We start from the raw sequence: 17,583 nt of genomic DNA, 5'->3' as shown, positions 1-17,583 counted from the left end.
TTCTTTAAAACAAGTTTGCGCGGGAATCGGGCTATATCTGCATCTTCATGACGTCCTGGTAGGCCTCAAGCAGGCGGTTGCGGACCTGCATCATCAGCTGGAAGGCAATCCGGCTTTCTTCCATGCGGACCATGACCTGGTGCAGGTTCTGGACGTCACCCACGGCCAGCGCCTGGAGGTCGCCCTGCGTTGCGAGCAGCTGTTCGTTGACCTGCTGCAAACCCTGGGTCACCATGGCGCCAAAGGAGCCCGCACCCTGCGGGCCCTCATTCATGGGCTGGAGCTGGGGAAGGTTGAGGCTTGTTGCCGCGGCAAGCGGCGCGATCATTTCGGTGCTCATGACGCGCCTCCGATCTCCAGCGCCTTCAGGGCCATGGTGCGCGCCGCATTCATCGCCGCGACGTTGGCCTCATAGGAACGCATGGCGCTCATCAGCGTCACCATCTCGGTCGCGCTGTCCACGCCGGTGTAAGCCACAAAACCCTTGTCGTTGGCCAGCGGATGGCCCGGCTCATAGACCATGCGCGGCGGCAAATCGGTCGGCTCGACCGACACCACGGCCGGCCCGCCGGCCAGGCCCGTGCCGCCCACGCCCCGGCTGAAAAGATCGGCGAACGCCGGCGAACCGGATGCCGCCATCGCGGCGGCCCGGGCCACCACGCGAAGCGGCCGGTACTGGGGCCCTTCCGCGCCCTGAATGGTATTGGCGTTGGCCAGGTTGAGCGAAGCCACGTCGGCGCGCGTGCGCTCCAGGCTCATGCCGGCGGCGCTGATGGCGAAGGAATCGGAGTAGTCCATGAATGCAGGTCCCCTACGTGAATGGGTCGGTCGAATTATTTTTTGCCTTCCGTCGCGGCCGACGAAAGCATGGCGAGGTGGCGCGAAAGGCCTTTCACGAGGGCCTGGTACTGGACCGCGTTGCGGGCCATGTTCCCGACCTCCACATCGAGTTCCACACGCGCCGGCTGGCCGTCGCTTCGAAGCACGGGTTGCTGGCGGAATTTCATGTCGCCCAGCGCCGCCGCGTCGAGCCGCCCGTGCTCGCGCAAGGTCCGACGCGCCTGCTCGAGCTGGCCTTCGAAATCCAGGGCCTGCGGCACATAAGCTTCGGTATTGGCGTTGGCGATGTTGCTGGCAATGACTTGTTGCCTGGCCGCGGCTGCGTCCAGCGCGAGAGACAGCGCTGCCGTCGTGATGGATTCGATGCTGTTTGACATGGGATGTGGCCTTGGCGTGACGTGGGTGAATGGGGGCGCTATTGGACAACGAGTTCCGCATGCAAGGCGCCGGCTGACTTGATGGCGCGCAGGATGGAGATGATGTCGCGGGTGTTGGTCTTGAGCTTGGCAAGCGACTGGACCAGGTCGGCCACCGTTGTCTGGCCGGCCACAAAACCCGGGCTGTTGCGCTCGTCGACGTCGATCCGGGTATTGCTGACCAGCGCGGTGCGCACGCCCGGCCCGGCTTCCCCGATGAAGAAAGGCTGCGAGACGCTGTTTTGTTCGGTGATGGCGATCTTCAGGTCGCCGTGGGTGATGGCCACCTTGGCGATGCGCACGTCCCCGCCGGCGACGACGGTGCCCGTGCGTTCGTTGATCACCACCTTGGCGCGCCGGTCGGGCTCGACCGTGACGGACTCCAGGCGCGACAGGAAGGCCACGAGGCTCGCGCGCTGGTTTTGCGGCACCTCGATGTCGATGCCCGAGGCATCGCGCGCCTGGGCCAGGTTGGCGCCCAGCTGGGTATTGATGGCCGATGCGATCCGGCTGGCCGTTGTGTAGTCCGGCTCGGCAAGCAGAAAAGTGACGTTGGGGACTGTGGCGGCGATGGACCCGGGCTCCGCGGGGGCGCTGGCCGTGCCGACCTCGACGGTTGCGCCGTTGGGCACGGCCCCCACCGTGGGGTGGTTCTTCTGCAGCACATTGCCGTTGGAGTCATAGCGGTAGCCCCCCACCGACAGCTGGCCCTGTGCCAATGCGTAGACACGGCCGTTGGCGGCTTTCAAGGGCACCTGCAGCAAGCTGCCGCCGACCAGGCTGCGCGCGTCGCCCGTGGACGACACCGTGACATCCAGGGTGTCGCCCGGACGGGCAAAGCTGGGCAGCGAGGCACTGACCATGACCACCGCCACGTTCCGGCTCTGGATCTGCTCGGGCGGCACGCTGAGGTTGAACTGGGACATCGCATTGGACAAGGCCTGGCGCGTGGCCCGGTTGGTCGGCGAATCGCCCGTCCCGGCCAGCCCGGTCACGATGCCGGTGCCGGTCAGCGCGTTGTCGCGCCATCCCTGGAGCTTGCCGAGGTCCTTGATGCGTATGGGGCCGGTCTGGCCGTGCGAATCCGGCGCGGCCAGGCAGAGCGCGCAGAAAAACAGCAGGGGCAAGGCATATAGCCGCGAGGCGGGCCGGTTTCCCGGCCGCGGGAATGAAGTGAGCGCCATTTTCAGAATCCCGTCCAGTCGAGCAGTTTGCGCCACCAGGGCCGCTGGTTGCGTTCGGCGATGTCGCCTTCACCCACATAGGTAATCTTGGCGTCGGCCAGCCTGGTGGAAAGAACCGTGTTGCCGTCGGACACATCCACGGGCCTGACCCGTCCCTCCAGCGTCACGCGTTGCGGCTCCTGGTTGACCGTCAGCGTCTGCTCGCCCATCACCGCGAGGTCGCCGTTGGGCAACACCTCGCGCACCGTCACCGACAGCGTGACCAGCAGCCGGTTGGCGCGCTGGGTTCGGCCCCCGCCGTCAAAGTCGCCGGCCACACTGGCGCTGGTCTGGGCTTTGGTGTCGCCGCGGTGGCTCAAGTCCGCCGACAGGCTGTTTTTCCGGCGGGTATCCGTGTCCGCGCTGCTGCTGGCGCTGGAATTTTCAAAGACCTGGACCGTCAGGAGATCTCCCACGCGAAAGGCCTTGTTATCGGCCGTATAGGGACGGTAGGTTTTTTCGTCGTAAAGGCTGACGCCCTGGGCCTGCGACAGGCCGGCCCAGGCGCACAGCAGCAGCCCCAGCGCGGCGAGGCGCACGGCAGCAGAACTCATGGGCAGGCCATTGCCCGTTTTGAAAATGCGAAAAATCATGGGTACATCTCCACGCGGCCCGGGCCGGCGACCCGAACCAGCAAACTGGCCGCGGCGTTGGCGGGCTTGACTTGAACCATCTGGCCGGCACGGCCGTCCTGCAGCACTTCGGCGCGGCTTTGCACGTTCAAGCCGGCCTGGCGCGCTTCGAGCACGGCCCAACTCCCGCGGACAACGTCGGGAATGGTTTCGGTATGAGCCGCCGTCAAGGCCTCGCCGGCACGGATAGGGCGGCGCAAACGCTGGCCATCCGAAAAGCCGCGCGCCGGACTTCTCTGCGCGGCCGCGGCCCTTGCCAGGTTTTGTTCGCGCACCTCCACGTCACCGGCCAGAAGGGACGCGCCCGCCGGAATGTCCCTGGCGGCCACGACCACCGGCCCGTAGACCGCGACCTCAAAAACGACCGCCACCGATCGCTGGACCTTGCCGGCCGCGCCTATGTCGACCCAGGCCGTCATTCTGGGCGCGAGCGTTGCGGCGCCCATGGGGCGGGGACTCAACTCGACCGATTCATCGGCGACCGCGAGATCATGCGGCACTGCCACCGGCTGCAGCTCGATGCGGCTGCCGGCCGGCAACTGGCTGCCCAGCTGCTGCCTGAGGGCCTTGTCCGCGCAGGCCACGATATCGTCGCCCGGTATGTCGCGGCTGCGCAGGCTGATGTCGGTAAATGCGGCGCCTTGCCAGGTAATCTGCTCCCCCTGCAGGCCCGCGTGGCTGCGAACCCATCGCGCAAGCACGTCCCGCTCCAGCACAAAGGACTGGCCGGCACGCGGCGCGCGGCCCAGGGGCAGATCCATCAGGCGCCGCAAGAGCACCGGATCCCGGCTGCCAAGGCTTGCAACGTCGCCCAGCCGCACCTCGCTCTGGCCGACCTGGACGCTGGCCGGAAGGCTGATGCGCGCCAGGCTCGCGGCGGCCTGCGCCTGGGCGGGCCGGGGAACAAGCAGCACCGACAGGCACAAGCCCGCCACCGCGGCCGCGCCGGGTAACGCCCGGAAACGAAGCACAGGCATGCCCATGCGTCTACCGGCGCAGCGCATTGACCATGCCGAGCATCTCGTCGGAGGCCTGCACAACCTTGACGCTGGCCTCGTAAGCGCGCTGCGCGATCATGAGGTTCACCATTTCGTCGACCAGCTTGACGTTGGAGCCCTCCAGGAATCCCTGGGCCAGCCGGCCCAGCCCCTCTTCGCCCGGCTTGCCGACAACCGGGTCGCCGGCGGCCTCGGCGGGCCGGTAGAGGTTGTCCCCTTGCGCCAGCAAGGCCTGCGGATTTGAAAACCTCACCAGGTCGATTTGCCCGATGTTCACGGGAGTGGCCTGGTTGGCCAGGCGCACGCGCACGGTGCCGTCCGGATCGATCAGCAAGGCCTGCGCGTTGTCGGGAACGCTCAGGCCGGGTTTGAGCGCATAACCCGCCTGGGTCGCCAGCAACCCGTCCTTGTTGACCCGCAAGGTGCCGCCGCGCGCATAAGCCTGCGATCCGTCGGGCAGGGTCACCTCCATGAACCCGTCGCCTTCAATCGCGACGTCGAAGGCGGACTCCGTCTTCTTGAGGTCTCCCATGTCGAAAAGCTTGGCCATGCCGCCGATGCCGACGCCCGCCCCCGCCCGGCTCACCGCATCGATCAAGCCGGCCGGCACGCCGGCATTGGCCGAAGCCAGCGGCGCGGCCGAGCGCGTGACAAGGTCGGAAAACGTCAGCCGTCCCTTTTTGAACCCCGTGGTGTTGACGTTCGCCAGGTTGTTGGCAATCGTGTCCACATTCATCTGCTGGGCCTGCATTCCGGTCGCACCGATATAAAGCGCATCGAACATCAAAATTCCCCTGGTTGGCGTGTACTAAAACGGGCTCAGGCAAGATCGCCGAGCTTTCGGATGGCGGTCCCCATCATTTCGTCGTAACCCGTGGCGACTTTCTGCATGGATTCGAAATGCCGCATGGTCTGCATCAGCTGCACCATTTCCTGCATGGAGGACACATTGGAGTTTTCGAGGAAGCCCTGACGCACCTGGACGTCCACGTCATTCATCATGCCGGCCGGGCTTTGCGAAGCGAGCAGCCCGTCCCCGAGGTGCTGCAGCGCCTTTGGCGTTTCAAACTGCATGACCTTGAGCTGGCCGACCGGCTCCTGCGCGACGGGACGACTGCCGGCAAAGCCGGCCGGGCCGGACTTGGGCCCGTCATAGACGTAGCCCCGGGAATCGATCGACGGGTTGCGCGTCGTTAAAAAGATGGCGCCGCCTTTGCCCATCACGGGATAGCCCTGGGCATTCACCAGCCGGCCCTGGCCGTCCAGGTGGAATGACCCTTGCCGGGTATAGGCCGGGCCGGAATCGGTGGCGATCTCGAAAAACCCGTCCCCGTCCAGCGCCAGGTCCAGGCTCTGCCCCGTGGACTTGAGCGTGCCGGGGCGGACGTCCGTCTGCGTTTGCAGCATGCCGCCCGTCGCGTCCGCCGGGGCGGACAGGGCGTCGAACTGGGCGCTGAAGGAGGCGCCCAGCTGCGAATAGGGGGTGGGCCGGACCGAGACCACCTCCCGCTTGTAGCCCGTGGTCAAGGCGTTGGCCAGGTTGGTGCCGACCTTTTCAAGGCGGACGCTGTCCTGGTGCATGCTTTGCAGGGCGACGGCGAGGATATTGCTCATGGTTTGCTTTGGATAAAGGGGCGGGAGTGCCTGGATTGCTTAAAAACTCACCACACCGTAGGACTTGAGTTCGATGTTGTGCGGGATCTCGGCCATGGACAGCACACGCAGGTGCGGCATCACACGCTCGGACAAGGCGCGCACGTGCCTGCGCAGTTCGGGAGAACACAGCAGCACCGGCAGCAGGTTGCTCTTCATCATCTTTTCCGCCTGCTGCACCAGCTTGCCGATAAATTTCTCGGCCATTTGCGGCTCCAGGACAAATTGGCCGGCGGCCTGGCCGGAACCCTCGGCGCGAGAGTTCTGCACGCTCTGGATGAACCGGCTTTCAATGGCCGGATCCAGTGTGAGCACATGCAGCGCGTTGGCCTCTCCCAGCAAACCCTGGCATATCGCGGAGCCCAGCCGGTGGCGCACCACCTCGGTCAGGTAGCCGGTTTCCTTGGATTGCCGCCCGGCGTCCGCCAGGGTCTCCAGGATCGCCTCCATGTGCCGTATCGAAACCTTTTCCCTGAGCAGGTTCTGCAGCACCTTTTGCACGTCGCTGATCGAAAGAACCGTCGGCACAAGCTCTTCCACCAGGCCGGGCTGGTTCTGCCGCACCCGGGCCAGCAGGCGGTCGGTCTCGGCACGGGTCAGCAAGGTGGCGGATTCGCGCCGCAAGACCTCCGTCAGGTGCGTCATGAACACACTGGAGGCATCGACCAGCGTGAAGCGCGCGCGGGTCGCGGCATCCCGCTGGGACTCCTCTATCCAGATGGCGGGCAGGCCATAGGTGGGATCCTTGGTGACCTCCCCTGGAATGGCCGTCACGTCACCCTGGGGATGGATGGCAAGCAGCCGGTCGGCGCGAACCTCGCCCCTGGCGCTCAGGGCGCCGTCAAGGTAGATCTCATAGCGGTCCGGCCCGAGGCGGGGCGCGTCCTTGAAGCGTATGCGCGGCAGGACCAGCCCGAGCTCCTGCGCATGCTGCTGGCGGAAGGCGGCGATTCTCTCGAGGAAAGAGCCGCCCTTTTCGTTCACCAGCGGCACCCAGCGGGAGCCCACCTGGACTTCTATGGGCTCCACCGCGAGGTGCGCATAGGGGTCGTCCTTGCCGCCCGCGTCGCCGGCCTGGTCCGGCTTGCCGTCGGAGCCCGCTTCCTGCGGCGCGGCGGCGGTACCGGCACGTGAGCCGCGATACGCCATCCAGGCGGCCAGCCCCGCAAGGCCGAGCAGTACGAGTGTGGGAATCGCCGGAATACCGGGCAGCATCAGCAGGCCGGCCAGGGCCGCGGCCACCAGCAGCAGTGTTTTGGGGAAGGAGGTGATCTGCCGCAAGGCCTCTTTGCTCAGGTGGGCGTCCGAGGCCGACCGGGTGACGATGATGCCGGTCCCCAATGCGATGACCAAGGCCGGTACCTGGGTCACGATTCCGTCGCCTATGGTCAGCAGGGTGTAGGTCTTGAGCGCATCGCCCCATGGCAGGCCGCGCTGCATGATGCCGATCAGCAAGCCGCCCACGATGTTGATGAGCAATATCAGGATGCCCGCGATCGCATCGCCCTTGACGAACTTGCTCGCGCCGTCCATCGCGCCGTAAAAAGCCGCCTCTTTCTCGATATTCTTGCGGCGGCGCTGTGCTTCGGCCTGGTCGATGAAGCCCATGTTCAGGTCCGCGTCCACGCTCATCTGCGCGCCGGGCATGCTGTCCAGCGTGAAACGGGCGGCCACTTCGGAGACGCGCTGGGCGCCGCTGGTGATCACGACGTACTGAACCACGATCAGGATCAGGAAAATGATCAGGCCGATGACGTAGTTCCCTCCGACGACGTAGGAACCCACGGCGGCGATCACCCGGCCGGCATCGCCGTCCGAGAGGATCAGCCGGGTGGCGGCGACATTCAGCGAAAGCCGGAACAAGGTGGCGATCAGCAGCAAGGAGGGGAAGGTCGAAAATTCGACAGGCCGCGCCATATAGAAGGTCAGCATCAGGATCAAGAACGCAAAGCTGAAATTCAACAGGATCAGGAAATCCAGCAAGGGGCTGGGGATAGGCGCAAACAGCACCACCAGGACGCCCAGCACCAGCAGCACCATGGCGATGTCGCTGTGCTTGGCCAGGAAATCCTGCAGGGCCTTCACGCCGCGGCCATCCCTTGCCGGCGTTCGCGCATGGCGAAGACCCAGACAATGATCCGGGCGACCTCGGCATACATGGCCTGGGGCACATGCTGCTCCACGGCGAGCTCGCGAAAAAGCCTGCGGGCCAGCGCGGGGTTTTGCACGATGGGGATGTTGTTTTCGCTCGCTATTTTTCTCATCGCCCCCGCGACCTTGCCCGCGCCTTTGGCCACCATTTGCGGAGACGACATTTCCCCATGCCGGTAACGCAGGGCTACCGCCACATGCGTCGGGTTGGTCAACAGCACATCGGCATCTTTGGTGTTGCGCACCGTCAATGTCCGCTTCAGGGCTTCCCGGCGCAACTCCCTGAGCCGCGCACGGATGCGGGGATCGCCTTCCCGGCTTTTCGACTCATCCTTGAGTTCCCTGCGGCTCATCTTCATTTTTTTGGAGAATTCGCGCCGCGTGTACATCCAGTCCACCGCGGCGATCATCGCCAGGATCAAGGCCATCTTCATGCTCAGCGATGCCGTGTCCTGCAGCAAGGTGCGCAGGTATGCCAGGGGCGAAAGGCTGGCCACTCCGAAAAAATGCGGGGCCAGGCTTTTCAGCGCGAAGTAGGAGACACCGGCAAGAAGAACCAGCTTGACGCAAGCCCTGGCCGCGTCGAACAGGGTTCGCATCGAAAACACTTTCTTGAAGCCGTTGACCGGATTGAGCCTGTCGAAATCCGCCTTGATAGGCTCCGTCGTGAACATCGGGCCGGTCTGCACCAGGTTGGCAAGCACCGCAGCCAGCATGATGGTGGCGAAAAAAGGCAGCAGCTGGCTCATCGCCCCCACGGCCATCCGGGATGCCAGCGGCCAAAGCGCCCCGCCATCGGGATCCAGCCCGGCCATGCGGAACAACAGGCTCTGGTCGAAGATGAACTGCGCCCTGACGCTGTCCCAGCCCTTCCAGGTCAGGTAGGCGGCGGCCACCGTCCACACCAGCGCCGAAATGACTTCCGCGCTTTTGGCGACCTGCCCTTTTTCCTGCGCTTTGAGGAGTTTGTGGGGGGTCGCCGCCTCATTGCGGTCAAGGTCTTGCTCATCGGCCATGGACGGCTCCGGGCGCAAGCGTGGTCAGTGAGGCCTCCCTGGACAGCACGGAGTCCCAGGTGGTGTAAATCCCCCGGTAGACCCGCGTCATGACACCGCCTATGCCGGCAAACCACAGGGACAGCGTGACCAGCCCGACAATGATCTTTACGGGGATGCCGATGGCGAACATATTCATCTGGGGCAGGTTTCGCGCAACCACGCCGAGCGCCATCTCAACCATAAAAAGGCAAAAGACGACGGGCGCCACCAAGGCGAATCCCAGCGTGAACAAAGCGCTCACTTGCGTGAACATGGCGGGCAGGCCGTAGGCCGCCGACCATTGGGACGCCACCGGAAAGCGCTCGACGCTGAATGCGATGCCCCGCAGCAGGGCATGGTGGCCGGCCAGCAGGAAAAACAGCAGGACGGCAAAGGTGTTGAAGGCGGAGGTCAGCACAGGCACCTGCCGCCGGGTGACGGGGTCAAACACCTGCGCGATGCCGAACCCGATCTGGATATCAAGAAGCCGCCCGGCGACGTCAAAGGCCGCGAACGCCAGCAGCACCCCGAGACCGAGCGTCGCGCCCAAGGCAAGCTCCGCCAGGGCGGAAGTGAACATCGAAGCGTGATCAACGGCCTGGCCGCCTGCCGCCGGCGCAAAGCCCAGCGCCACGATGAACGACAGCGACAGCAGCATCAGCACCCGCACCGTCGTCGGAATCGGCATCGCGTAGAAAACCGGAGTCAGGATAAAGACACCGGCAACCCGTATCGAAAGCAGGATCACCGCCTCCAGGGGCGGCAAGGCCCATTTCTGGGAAGCCCAGGACCAACCGGCTCCAAGTTCAGCAATCACGCTTGGCGATCCGGGTTAGAACATGGCAGGAATGCCTGCCCACAGCTGGGTAAAGTAAGCGCTGAGCTTGCGCAGCATCCAGGGTCCGAACACAACAAGCGCGATGCCGGCGGTCATCAGCTTGGGCACAAACGTCAGCGACATCTCCTGCACCTGGGTCACCACCTGGACAATGCTGATCAGCAGGCCGGTGAGCATCGTGAATCCGAGAACCGGCAGGCACACCAGGAAGCCCATCCAGAAAAGGTCGGACATCATTTTCAAAGCCAGGTCAGCGTGCATTTTGTTGCGTGCTCTCGCACTTCCATTCGTTATCGTTCGCTCGAGTCCCTCTGCATTCGGCGCGCCAATTTGTAGCCTCTTCACCGCAAGTGCGACGAAATGTTAATTGAAATATCCTGTCCGCACCGGCGCCAGAAAAAATATCGCAAAGCGGATCAAATCCTCTCCTCCAATTGCAGGAGGAAGCGATATGCGGGTGCTCAATCCGAAGTTACAAATAGCGCTGTAAAGCGCAGCATTGTCATCAACTAAATTCGGCAATTCGGGTTTTCCGAACTGGGGAGGATTTGCGTTGGCCGGTGCACTGCACGGTTATCGAGACACACCCGCAAAAAAAAGGCCGCTTACTGAATTTCAGTAAACGGCCTTGGTCGTTATGGTGGTGGAGCTGGGGGGATTTGAACCCCCGTCCGCAAGCCTTGTTCGGGCAGATCTACATGTTTAGCGGTCTGATTTGGGTCTCGCCACCTGTGTCGCGCAGTCGCACGCTACACAGGACGCCAGCACCCTATTTTCTCGCCCCGGGTTAAGGTACCCAGCCCGGAGCCAGCCGATGAAATTATCTTTACAGCCGGGAGCGTTTAACTTGCGCTAAACACCCCTTGCCCAGCCCATCGGCCTGCTGTTGTAAAGCTCACTGGCAATTAAGCAGCGAGTGCGAAACGTTCGTCGTTTGCAGTTAGTTTGTTTGAATCTGTTTTACGAGCACACTCAGCTCGACATGCACCACACCGCGTCCGAACCCACGTCGAAACCAATGCAGCCCCAGGAGGCCTAGTTTACGCCATCCGCAGCAAATTCAAGAGGGCGCCGGGTGCGGCGATGGTCGCATCGGCTTTCCAGCCTTCGGTGTCGGCGGTTTTGCCAAGGTAGCCGTAGGCGGCGGCCACCGTGGGCATGCCTGCGGCGCGGCCCGCGACGATGTCGCGCTCATCGTCACCCACATAAATACAGCGGCCGGGCGCCACGTCGAGCTGGCGCGCCGCCTCGAGCAAGGGCGCCGGGTGCGGTTTGGAATGTGGTGTGGTGTCGCCGCTCACAATGGCCTGGGCGGTGTCGAACAGCGGCATGGCCTTGGTCAGCGGGACGGTAAAACGGGCGGACTTGTTGGTCACCACACCCCATTTGAAGCCGGCCTGGCCGATCCGGGCGATCAATTCGGCAACGCCGTCAAACACCGTGGTGCGCTCCGTCATGCGCGACTCGTAGTTGCGGAAAAACTCTTCCTTGAGCTCGGGAAAGCGGGCATCGTCCGGTGTAAGACCAAAGGCCACTGCAATCATGCCGCGCGCACCCGCGCCCGCCATGGGGCGGTACAGCGCCAGCGGAAGCGATGCCAGCCCCCGGTCGGTGCGCATTTTGTCAGCCGCGGCGCCCAGGTCGGGCGCGCTGTCTATCAGGGTGCCATCCAGGTCGAACAGCACGGCAGCAATGTCTTTGAACATATCGGGTGTGAATTGAGGCGAAGCGCGGGGGTTTCAGCTCTTTTGGGTGGCGAACAGGTAATTGACGCTGGTGTCGGCGCTGAGCCAGTAATGGCGCGTCAGCGGGTTGTACTCCATGCCGCGGGTCTCCTGCAGGGAGAGTCCCGAGGCCCGGCAGTAGCCGGCCAGCTCGCTGGGCTTGACCAGCTTGGCGTACTCGTGGGTGCCACGGGGCAGCATGTTCAGCACATACTCCGCGCCCACGATGGCGAACAAAAAGGCTTTGGCGTTGCGGTTGATGGTGGAAAAAAATACATGCCCGCCGGGTTTGACCAACGCCGCGCAGGCTTTGACGATGGACGAGGGGTCGGGCACATGCTCCAGCATTTCCATGCAGGTGACGACATCAAAGCTGCCCGGTTGCTCGGCCGCCAGCGCTTCGGCGCTGATTTCGCGGTATTGCACCCCTTCCGTCTGGGCTTCCAGCGCATGGAGCTGGGCGACTTTGAGCGCCTTGGTGGCCAGGTCTATGCCCAGGACCTCGGCGCCTTTACGGGCCATGGAGTCGGCCAGAATGCCGCCGCCGCAGCCCACGTCCAGCACGCGCAAACCTTTGAGCGGAACCTGACCCTCAATCCAGCCCAGGCGCAAGGGGTTGATCTGGTGCAGGGGGCGGAACTCGCTTTCGGTGTCCCACCACCGGTGGGCCAGGTCGGAGAATTTGGCCAGCTCGGCGGGATCGAAGTTATCGCTTGTAGACATGAGGCATTATCGTTGAGGCATAAAAAAACCGCGCCTAGGCGCGGTTCTTGAAGCGATCCCGGAGGATTACTTGTTGGCGCGGGTACCAACCACTTCGATTTCGACGCGGCGGTTCTTGGCGCGGCCTTCGGCGGTCTTGTTGTCAGCAACTGGCTGTTTCTCGCCCTTGCCTTCAGTGTAGACGCGGTTTTTCTCGATGCCCTTGGACACGAGATATGCCTTGACGGCTTCCGAACGGCGGACCGACAGCTTCTGGTTGTAAGCATCGCTACCGACGGAGTCGGTGTGACCCACGGCGATGATGACTTCCAGGTTGATGTCCTTGATCTTGCCGACCAGGTCATCCAGCTTGGCTTTGCCTTCTGGCTTGATCACAGACTTGTTGAAGTCAAAGAAAGCGTCAGCAGCGTAGGTAACTTTCGTTGCGGCAGGAGGAGGAGTCGTTGGGGTAGGAGTAGGCTGCACAGGTTGGCCAGCAACCGGAGGAGCAACAGGAGCCATCGCAGGGGCAATTGCGCCATCGCAACCAGGCGCTGCGGTAGCAGGCGTCCAGTTGGCATCACGCCAGCACAGTTCGTTGGTGCCGTTTTTCCAGACCAGTTCGTTGTTGCCGTTTTTCCAGTTGTCGATCGTTTGTGCACCAGCGGCGGTAACAAGCGCTGCGGAAGCAAACAACATTGCCACTTTGTTGAGTTTCTTCATGGTTCTCCTCTAGAGAAAAGCCGCAGACTTGCTGCGATTAGTAATTTACACGCCGTGAGTGACCATCACTCAAAGCGTTACATCGATTGTGCCACACCTGCCCCAACCTTCAAGCACGCTATCGGCTTCGTCTGACACAGACTTAAGATTCTTGAGCATTTGTTGCTGCCCCGCCACAAGTGGCCGCTATAAACTCAAGCCTTAAAATCGCTGGCTTTCCTCAAGAATCTCGAAATCCCAACCAGGCCGCTCATGACCCAGTTCGCTAAAGAAACCCTGCCCATCAGTCTTGAAGAGGAAATGCGGCGCAGCTATCTCGATTACGCCATGAGCGTGATCGTCGGCCGGGCCCTCCCCGATGCCAGGGACGGCCTCAAACCCGTGCACAGGCGCGTTCTGTACGCCATGCACGAGCTGAACAACGACTGGAACCGCCCCTACAAGAAGTCGGCCCGTATCGTCGGCGACGTGATCGGTAAATACCACCCCCACGGAGACCAGTCGGTCTACGACACCATTGTTCGCATGGCCCAGGACTTCTCCCTGCGCCACCTGCTGGTCGACGGCCAGGGAAATTTCGGCTCCGTGGATGGTGACAACGCGGCCGCTATGCGGTATACGGAAATCCGCCTGTCGAAAATCGCCCATGAATTGCTGGCCGACCTGGACAAGGAAACCGTCGATTTCGGCCCCAACTACGACGGCAGCGAACAGGAGCCCCTGGTCGTTCCGACCCGGCTGCCCAACCTGCTGGTCAACGGATCGGGCGGCATCGCGGTGGGCATGGCGACCAATATCCCCCCCCACAACCTCAACGAAGTGGTCGACGCCTGCCTGCACATGCTGAAAAACCCGGAGGCTTCCATCGACGAATTGATGGAAATCGTGCCGGCGCCCGACTTCCCCACGGGCGGCATTATTTACGGCATCAACGGCGTCAAGGACGGCTACCGCACCGGCCGCGGCAAGGTGGTGATGCGCGCCAAATGCCACTTCGAGGACATCGACAAGGGCCAGCGCCAGTCCATCATCGTCGACGAGCTGCCCTACCAGGTCAACAAAAAGACGCTGCAGGAGCGCATGGCCGAGCTGGTGCATGAGAAAAAGATCGAGGGCATCAGCCACATCCAGGACGAAAGCGACAAGTCCGGTATGCGCCTGGTCATCGAGCTCAAGCGCGGCGAAGTGCCCGAGGTGGTGCTGAACAACCTGTACAAGCAGACCCAGCTGCAGGACACCTTCGGCATCAACATGGTGGCGTTGGTCAACGGCCAGCCCAAGCTGTGCAACCTGAAGGACCTGATCCAGGTTTTCCTCTCGCACCGCCGCGAAGTGGTGACGCGCCGCACCGTGTACACGCTGCGCAAGGCGCGCGAACGCGGCCACGTGCTGGAGGGCCTGGCCGTGGCCCTGGCCAACATCGATGACTTCATCGCCATCATCCGCAACGCGCCCACGCCGCCGGTGGCCAAGGCCGAGCTGATGCTGCGCCCCTGGGACAGCAGCCTGGTGCGCGAAATGCTCACCCGCACGCGCGCCGACGGCGGCATCGTCAACGCCGACGACTACCGCCCCGACGGCCTTGAAAAAATGTTCGGCATGGGCAACGACGGCCTCTACCGCCTGTCGGAAACCCAGGCCCAGGAAATCCTGCAGATGCGCCTGCAGCGCCTGACCGGCCTGGAGCAGGACAAGATCGTGGCCGAATACAAGGAAGTCATGGCCGAGATCGACGACCTGCTCGACATCCTGGCCAAGCCCGAGCGCGTCTCCATCATCATCGGCGAGGAACTCTCCGCCATCAAGCTGGAGTTCGGCCAGACCAAGCTGGGCGCGCGGCGCAGCCATATCGAGCACAGCTCCTTCGACCTCAGCACCGAAGACCTGATCACGCCGACCGATATGGTGGTGACGCTCTCGCACACCGGCTACATCAAGAGCCAGCCGCTGTCAGAATACCGGGCGCAAAAACGCGGAGGCCGCGGCAAGCAGGCCACCGCCACCAAAGATGACGACTGGGTCGACCAGCTCTTCATCGCCAACACGCACGACTACATCCTGTGCTTCTCCAACCGGGGCCGGCTCTACTGGCTCAAGGTCTGGGAGGTTCCCGCCGGGTCGCGCGGCTCGCGCGGCCGGCCCATCGTCAACATGTTCCCGCTGCAGGAAGGCGAAAAAATCACCGTGGTCCTGCCGCTGACGGGCGACAAGCGCAGCTTCCCGGCCGACCAGTACGTCTTCATGGCCACCTCCATGGGCACCGTGAAGAAGACGGCCCTCGACGAATTCAGCAACCCGCGCAAGGCCGGCATCATCGCCGTGGACCTGGACCCGGGCGACTACCTGATAGGCGCGTCCCTGACCGACGGCAAACACGACGTGATGCTGTTCAGCGACGGCGGCAAGGCCGTGCGCTTTGACGAAAACGACGTGCGCCCCATGGGCCGCAACGCCCGCGGCGTACGCGGCATGACGCTGGAAGACGGCCAGGGCGTGATCGCCATGCTGGTGGCCGAGGACGAGCAGCAAAGCGTGCTGACGGCCACCCAGAACGGCTTCGGCAAACGCACCTCCATTACCGAATACACGCGCCACGGCCGCGGCACCAAGGGCATGATCGCCATCCAGCAGAGCGAACGCAACGGCAAGGTCGTGGCCGCCACGCTGGTCCACGTCGACGACGAGATCATGCTCATCACCGACAAGGGCGTGCTGGTGCGCACGCGCGTCAGCGAAATCCGCGAGATGGGCAGGGCTACACAGGGTGTTACGCTGATCGGCCTCGACGAGGGCTCACAATTGAGCGGCCTGCAGCGCATTGTCGAAAACGATGCCACGCTGGACGACCTCGATACCGAAAACGACACCGGCACAGACGCCTCCAACACCGAAAGCAATTGATGAAAAAACTGATCACCGCCCTCGCGATCGCCGGCCTGGCCTGCAGCGCGGCCGTCCACGCCCAGACCGACCCCAAAATCGAGCTGGCCAAAAAAGTGGTCGCCCTGCAGCAAGGTCCCGAGCTGGACCGCCTGGTGGGCCAGCTGGCCGGCAGCACGGCCCAGGACCTGATCAACAAATGGGGCCCCCAGCTGGAAGCCAACGTTCCCAAGGCCAAGCGGCAAAAGGCCTCGGAAGACCTCAACGCGGAACTCAAGAAGTACGCCGATGACGCCAGCCAGCTGATCAGCAAGCAGATCGGCAAGGTCAGCGCCGAATCGCTGGTCCCTGCCTACGCCGAGCGTTTCACGCTGGAGGAACTCCAGCAGCTCGCCGCCTTCTTCGAATCCCCCGCCATCAAAAAATACCAGGCCGCCGCGCCTGAACTCGGTAACGTCTTTGTGCAAAAACTCGTCGAGGCCTCGCGCACCGACGTGGTGGCGCGCATCAAGCAGTTCGACGAGACGGCGGTGAAGATCGTCGGCACCAGCCCTGCCCCGGGAGCAGCCAAGCCGCCCGCGAAGAAATGACCCGTCCGTTCAATTTTTCCGCCGGCCCCGCGAACCTGCCCGAGGAGGTTTTGCAGCAGGCGGCGGGCGAAATGCTGGACTGGCACGGCAGCGGCATGAGCGTGATGGAGATGAGCCACCGCGGCAAGGAGTTCATCTCCATCTATGAAGCCGCCGAGGCCGATTTCCGCGAACTCATGGCCGTCCCGGCCCACTTCAAGATCCTGTTCATGCAGGGTGGCGGCCTGGCCGAAAACGCCATCGTTCCGCTGAACCTGTCGCGCGGGCGCTCCGCCGATTTTGTGGTGACCGGCAGCTGGAGCGACAAGTCGCAAAAGGAAGCGCGCAAGTACTGCGACGCGCAGGTCGCCGCCAGCAACGCCGACAACGGACACACGCAACTGCCCGCGCCTTCGGGCTGGAAGCTGCGACCGGACGCGGCCTATGTGCACCTGTGCACCAATGAAACCATCAACGGCGTGGAATTCCAGAGCCTGCCGGACCTCAAGGCCCTGGGAAGCGACGCACCCCTGGTGATCGATTTTTCGTCCCATGTGGCCTCCCGGTCCGTCGACTGGTCGCGCGTCGGCCTGGCCTTCGGCGGGGCGCAGAAAAACCTCGGCCCCGCCGGCGTGACGCTGGTGGTCATCCGCGAAGACCTGCTCGGCCACGCCATGGCGGCCTGCCCCAGCGCCTTCGACTACAAGACGGTGGCGGACAACCAGTCCATGTACAACACGCCGCCCACCTACGCCATTTACATCGCGGGCCTGACCTTTCAGTGGCTCAAGCGCCAGCGGGAAGGCTCGGCCGCCGGTGTCGCGGCCATGGAAAAGCGCAACCTGGCCAAGGCGCAGCTGCTTTACGATGCGATCGACAGCTCGCAGTTCTACCTGAACAAGGTCGGCAAGGACTGCCGCTCGCGCATGAACGTGCCTTTTTTCCTGCGCGACGAGTCGCGCAACGAGGCTTTCCTGACCGGCGCCAAGGCGGCCGGCCTGCTTCAGCTCAAGGGCCACAAGTCGGTAGGTGGCATGCGCGCCAGCATTTACAACGCCATGCCGCTGGCCGGTGTACAGGCGCTGGTGGCGTACATGCGAGAATTCGAACAAAAACACGCCTAGGACGAAATACCCCATGCCCGCCACATTCACTGTCCCCCAGGGGCATCCAGTGCAGATGGCGAGGGCGGACGGC

The 17,583-nt window shown here is 63.5% G+C and carries 18 protein-coding genes and 1 other RNA gene; 3 read left to right on the top strand and 16 right to left on the bottom strand.

The window, feature by feature from the left end:
- Nucleotides 1-31: 31 nt before the first annotated feature.
- The 16 genes from fliE to ompA all read right to left on the bottom strand — a co-directional run bounded on the left by fliE (nt 32) and on the right by ompA (nt 12,937).
- The gene (gene fliE, locus ACEN9P_RS18420; RefSeq protein ID WP_477660776.1) at nt 32-340 is read right to left on the bottom strand and encodes a flagellar hook-basal body complex protein FliE; all 309 of its coding nucleotides are present in this window, start codon (nt 338-340) and stop codon (nt 32-34) included.
- Nucleotides 337-798, bottom strand: a complete 462-nt coding sequence (flgC, locus tag ACEN9P_RS18415; protein WP_477660775.1) for a flagellar basal body rod protein FlgC — start codon at nt 796-798, stop codon at nt 337-339. The genes fliE and flgC overlap by 4 nt, the downstream gene beginning before the upstream one ends.
- Nucleotides 799-833: 35 nt before the next feature.
- Nucleotides 834-1,217: a flagellar basal body rod protein FlgB gene (flgB, locus tag ACEN9P_RS18410; protein WP_477660774.1), complete on the bottom strand. Its 384-nt coding sequence runs from the start codon at nt 1,215-1,217 to the stop codon at nt 834-836.
- A 38-nt stretch (nt 1,218-1,255) separates the two neighbouring features.
- Nucleotides 1,256-2,440, bottom strand: a complete 1,185-nt coding sequence (locus ACEN9P_RS18405) for a flagellar basal body P-ring protein FlgI (RefSeq protein ID WP_477700965.1) — start codon at nt 2,438-2,440, stop codon at nt 1,256-1,258.
- A 2-nt stretch (nt 2,441-2,442) separates the two neighbouring features.
- On the bottom strand, nt 2,443-3,072 hold the full coding sequence (locus tag ACEN9P_RS18400) for a flagellar basal body L-ring protein FlgH (protein WP_477660772.1): 630 nt from the start codon (nt 3,070-3,072) through the stop codon (nt 2,443-2,445).
- Nucleotides 3,069-4,088: a flagellar basal body P-ring formation chaperone FlgA gene (gene flgA / locus ACEN9P_RS18395; protein ID WP_495620075.1), complete on the bottom strand. Its 1,020-nt coding sequence runs from the start codon at nt 4,086-4,088 to the stop codon at nt 3,069-3,071. The genes ACEN9P_RS18400 and flgA overlap by 4 nt, the downstream gene beginning before the upstream one ends.
- A 10-nt stretch (nt 4,089-4,098) precedes the next feature.
- Nucleotides 4,099-4,893: a flagellar basal-body rod protein FlgG gene (gene flgG / locus ACEN9P_RS18390; RefSeq protein WP_477660770.1), complete on the bottom strand. Its 795-nt coding sequence runs from the start codon at nt 4,891-4,893 to the stop codon at nt 4,099-4,101.
- Between the two features lie 35 nt (nt 4,894-4,928).
- Nucleotides 4,929-5,723, bottom strand: coding sequence for a flagellar hook-basal body protein (locus tag ACEN9P_RS18385; RefSeq protein WP_495620074.1), 795 nt, complete (start codon nt 5,721-5,723; stop codon nt 4,929-4,931).
- Nucleotides 5,724-5,762: 39 nt separating this feature from the next.
- A complete protein-coding gene (gene flhA / locus ACEN9P_RS18380; protein WP_495620073.1) occupies nt 5,763-7,847 on the bottom strand; it encodes a flagellar biosynthesis protein FlhA in 2,085 nt (694 codons plus the stop codon).
- Nucleotides 7,844-8,929 (bottom strand): EscU/YscU/HrcU family type III secretion system export apparatus switch protein, encoded by a 1,086-nt coding sequence (locus ACEN9P_RS18375; RefSeq protein ID WP_477660767.1) that lies wholly within the window; start codon nt 8,927-8,929, stop codon nt 7,844-7,846. The genes flhA and ACEN9P_RS18375 overlap by 4 nt, the downstream gene beginning before the upstream one ends.
- Nucleotides 8,919-9,767: a flagellar biosynthetic protein FliR gene (locus ACEN9P_RS18370; protein WP_477660766.1), complete on the bottom strand. Its 849-nt coding sequence runs from the start codon at nt 9,765-9,767 to the stop codon at nt 8,919-8,921. Before ACEN9P_RS18370 ends, ACEN9P_RS18375 begins: the two co-directional genes overlap by 11 nt.
- 15 nt (nt 9,768-9,782) lie before the next feature.
- Nucleotides 9,783-10,025: a flagellar biosynthetic protein FliQ gene (locus ACEN9P_RS18365; RefSeq protein WP_477660765.1), complete on the bottom strand. Its 243-nt coding sequence runs from the start codon at nt 10,023-10,025 to the stop codon at nt 9,783-9,785.
- Nucleotides 10,026-10,429: 404 nt separating this feature from the next.
- Nucleotides 10,430-10,816: a transfer-messenger RNA gene (gene ssrA / locus ACEN9P_RS18360) on the bottom strand.
- A 12-nt stretch (nt 10,817-10,828) separates the two neighbouring features.
- A complete protein-coding gene (gph, locus tag ACEN9P_RS18355; RefSeq protein ID WP_477660764.1) occupies nt 10,829-11,494 on the bottom strand; it encodes a phosphoglycolate phosphatase in 666 nt (221 codons plus the stop codon).
- A gap of 33 nt (nt 11,495-11,527) precedes the next feature.
- Nucleotides 11,528-12,235, bottom strand: a complete 708-nt coding sequence (gene ubiG / locus ACEN9P_RS18350) for a bifunctional 2-polyprenyl-6-hydroxyphenol methylase/3-demethylubiquinol 3-O-methyltransferase UbiG (protein WP_477660763.1) — start codon at nt 12,233-12,235, stop codon at nt 11,528-11,530.
- 66 nt (nt 12,236-12,301) lie between these two features.
- The gene (gene ompA, locus ACEN9P_RS18345) at nt 12,302-12,937 is read right to left on the bottom strand and encodes an outer membrane protein OmpA (protein ID WP_477660762.1); all 636 of its coding nucleotides are present in this window, start codon (nt 12,935-12,937) and stop codon (nt 12,302-12,304) included.
- Between the two features lie 252 nt (nt 12,938-13,189).
- Between ompA and gyrA the strand changes: the two genes are divergently transcribed.
- Genes gyrA through serC form a run of 3 tightly spaced genes read left to right on the top strand, consistent with a single transcriptional unit; the run spans nt 13,190 to nt 17,510 of the window.
- Nucleotides 13,190-15,838, top strand: a complete 2,649-nt coding sequence (gene gyrA / locus ACEN9P_RS18340; RefSeq protein ID WP_477660761.1) for a DNA gyrase subunit A — start codon at nt 13,190-13,192, stop codon at nt 15,836-15,838.
- Complete coding sequence (locus ACEN9P_RS18335; RefSeq protein ID WP_477660760.1) at nt 15,838-16,407, top strand: DUF2059 domain-containing protein; 570 nt, start codon at nt 15,838-15,840, stop codon at nt 16,405-16,407. Before gyrA ends, ACEN9P_RS18335 begins: the two co-directional genes overlap by 1 nt.
- Nucleotides 16,404-17,510 (top strand): 3-phosphoserine/phosphohydroxythreonine transaminase, encoded by a 1,107-nt coding sequence (gene serC / locus ACEN9P_RS18330; protein ID WP_495620072.1) that lies wholly within the window; start codon nt 16,404-16,406, stop codon nt 17,508-17,510. Before ACEN9P_RS18335 ends, serC begins: the two co-directional genes overlap by 4 nt.
- The last annotated feature ends 73 nt before the right edge of the window (nt 17,511-17,583 follow it).

The sequence above is a fragment of the Polaromonas sp. Polasp52 genome (assembly GCF_059491565.1).
The sequence above is the reverse complement of the archived record's forward strand: the minus strand, read 5'-3'. Positions and strand labels throughout refer to the sequence as shown.

What these genes read in the sequence shown, in the direction of transcription:
- fliE (WP_477660776.1), bottom strand. Translation starts at nt 340, where the DNA reads ATGAGCACCGAAATGATCGCGCCGCTTGCCGCGGCAACAAGCCTCAAC.
- flgC (WP_477660775.1), bottom strand. Translation starts at nt 798, where the DNA reads ATGGACTACTCCGATTCCTTCGCCATCAGCGCCGCCGGCATGAGCCTG.
- flgB (WP_477660774.1), bottom strand. Translation starts at nt 1,217, where the DNA reads ATGTCAAACAGCATCGAATCCATCACGACGGCAGCGCTGTCTCTCGCG.
- ACEN9P_RS18405 (WP_477700965.1), bottom strand. Translation starts at nt 2,440, where the DNA reads ATGGCGCTCACTTCATTCCCGCGGCCGGGAAACCGGCCCGCCTCGCGG.
- ACEN9P_RS18400 (WP_477660772.1), bottom strand. Translation starts at nt 3,072, where the DNA reads ATGATTTTTCGCATTTTCAAAACGGGCAATGGCCTGCCCATGAGTTCT.
- flgA (WP_495620075.1), bottom strand. Translation starts at nt 4,088, where the DNA reads ATGCCTGTGCTTCGTTTCCGGGCGTTACCCGGCGCGGCCGCGGTGGCG.
- flgG (WP_477660770.1), bottom strand. Translation starts at nt 4,893, where the DNA reads ATGTTCGATGCGCTTTATATCGGTGCGACCGGAATGCAGGCCCAGCAG.
- ACEN9P_RS18385 (WP_495620074.1), bottom strand. Translation starts at nt 5,723, where the DNA reads ATGAGCAATATCCTCGCCGTCGCCCTGCAAAGCATGCACCAGGACAGC.
- ACEN9P_RS18375 (WP_477660767.1), bottom strand. Translation starts at nt 8,929, where the DNA reads ATGGCCGATGAGCAAGACCTTGACCGCAATGAGGCGGCGACCCCCCAC.
- ACEN9P_RS18365 (WP_477660765.1), bottom strand. Translation starts at nt 10,025, where the DNA reads ATGATGTCCGACCTTTTCTGGATGGGCTTCCTGGTGTGCCTGCCGGTT.
- gph (WP_477660764.1), bottom strand. Translation starts at nt 11,494, where the DNA reads ATGTTCAAAGACATTGCTGCCGTGCTGTTCGACCTGGATGGCACCCTG.
- ubiG (WP_477660763.1), bottom strand. Translation starts at nt 12,235, where the DNA reads ATGTCTACAAGCGATAACTTCGATCCCGCCGAGCTGGCCAAATTCTCC.
- ompA (WP_477660762.1), bottom strand. Translation starts at nt 12,937, where the DNA reads ATGAAGAAACTCAACAAAGTGGCAATGTTGTTTGCTTCCGCAGCGCTT.
- gyrA (WP_477660761.1), top strand. Translation starts at nt 13,190, where the DNA reads ATGACCCAGTTCGCTAAAGAAACCCTGCCCATCAGTCTTGAAGAGGAA.
- ACEN9P_RS18335 (WP_477660760.1), top strand. Translation starts at nt 15,838, where the DNA reads ATGAAAAAACTGATCACCGCCCTCGCGATCGCCGGCCTGGCCTGCAGC.
- serC (WP_495620072.1), top strand. Translation starts at nt 16,404, where the DNA reads ATGACCCGTCCGTTCAATTTTTCCGCCGGCCCCGCGAACCTGCCCGAG.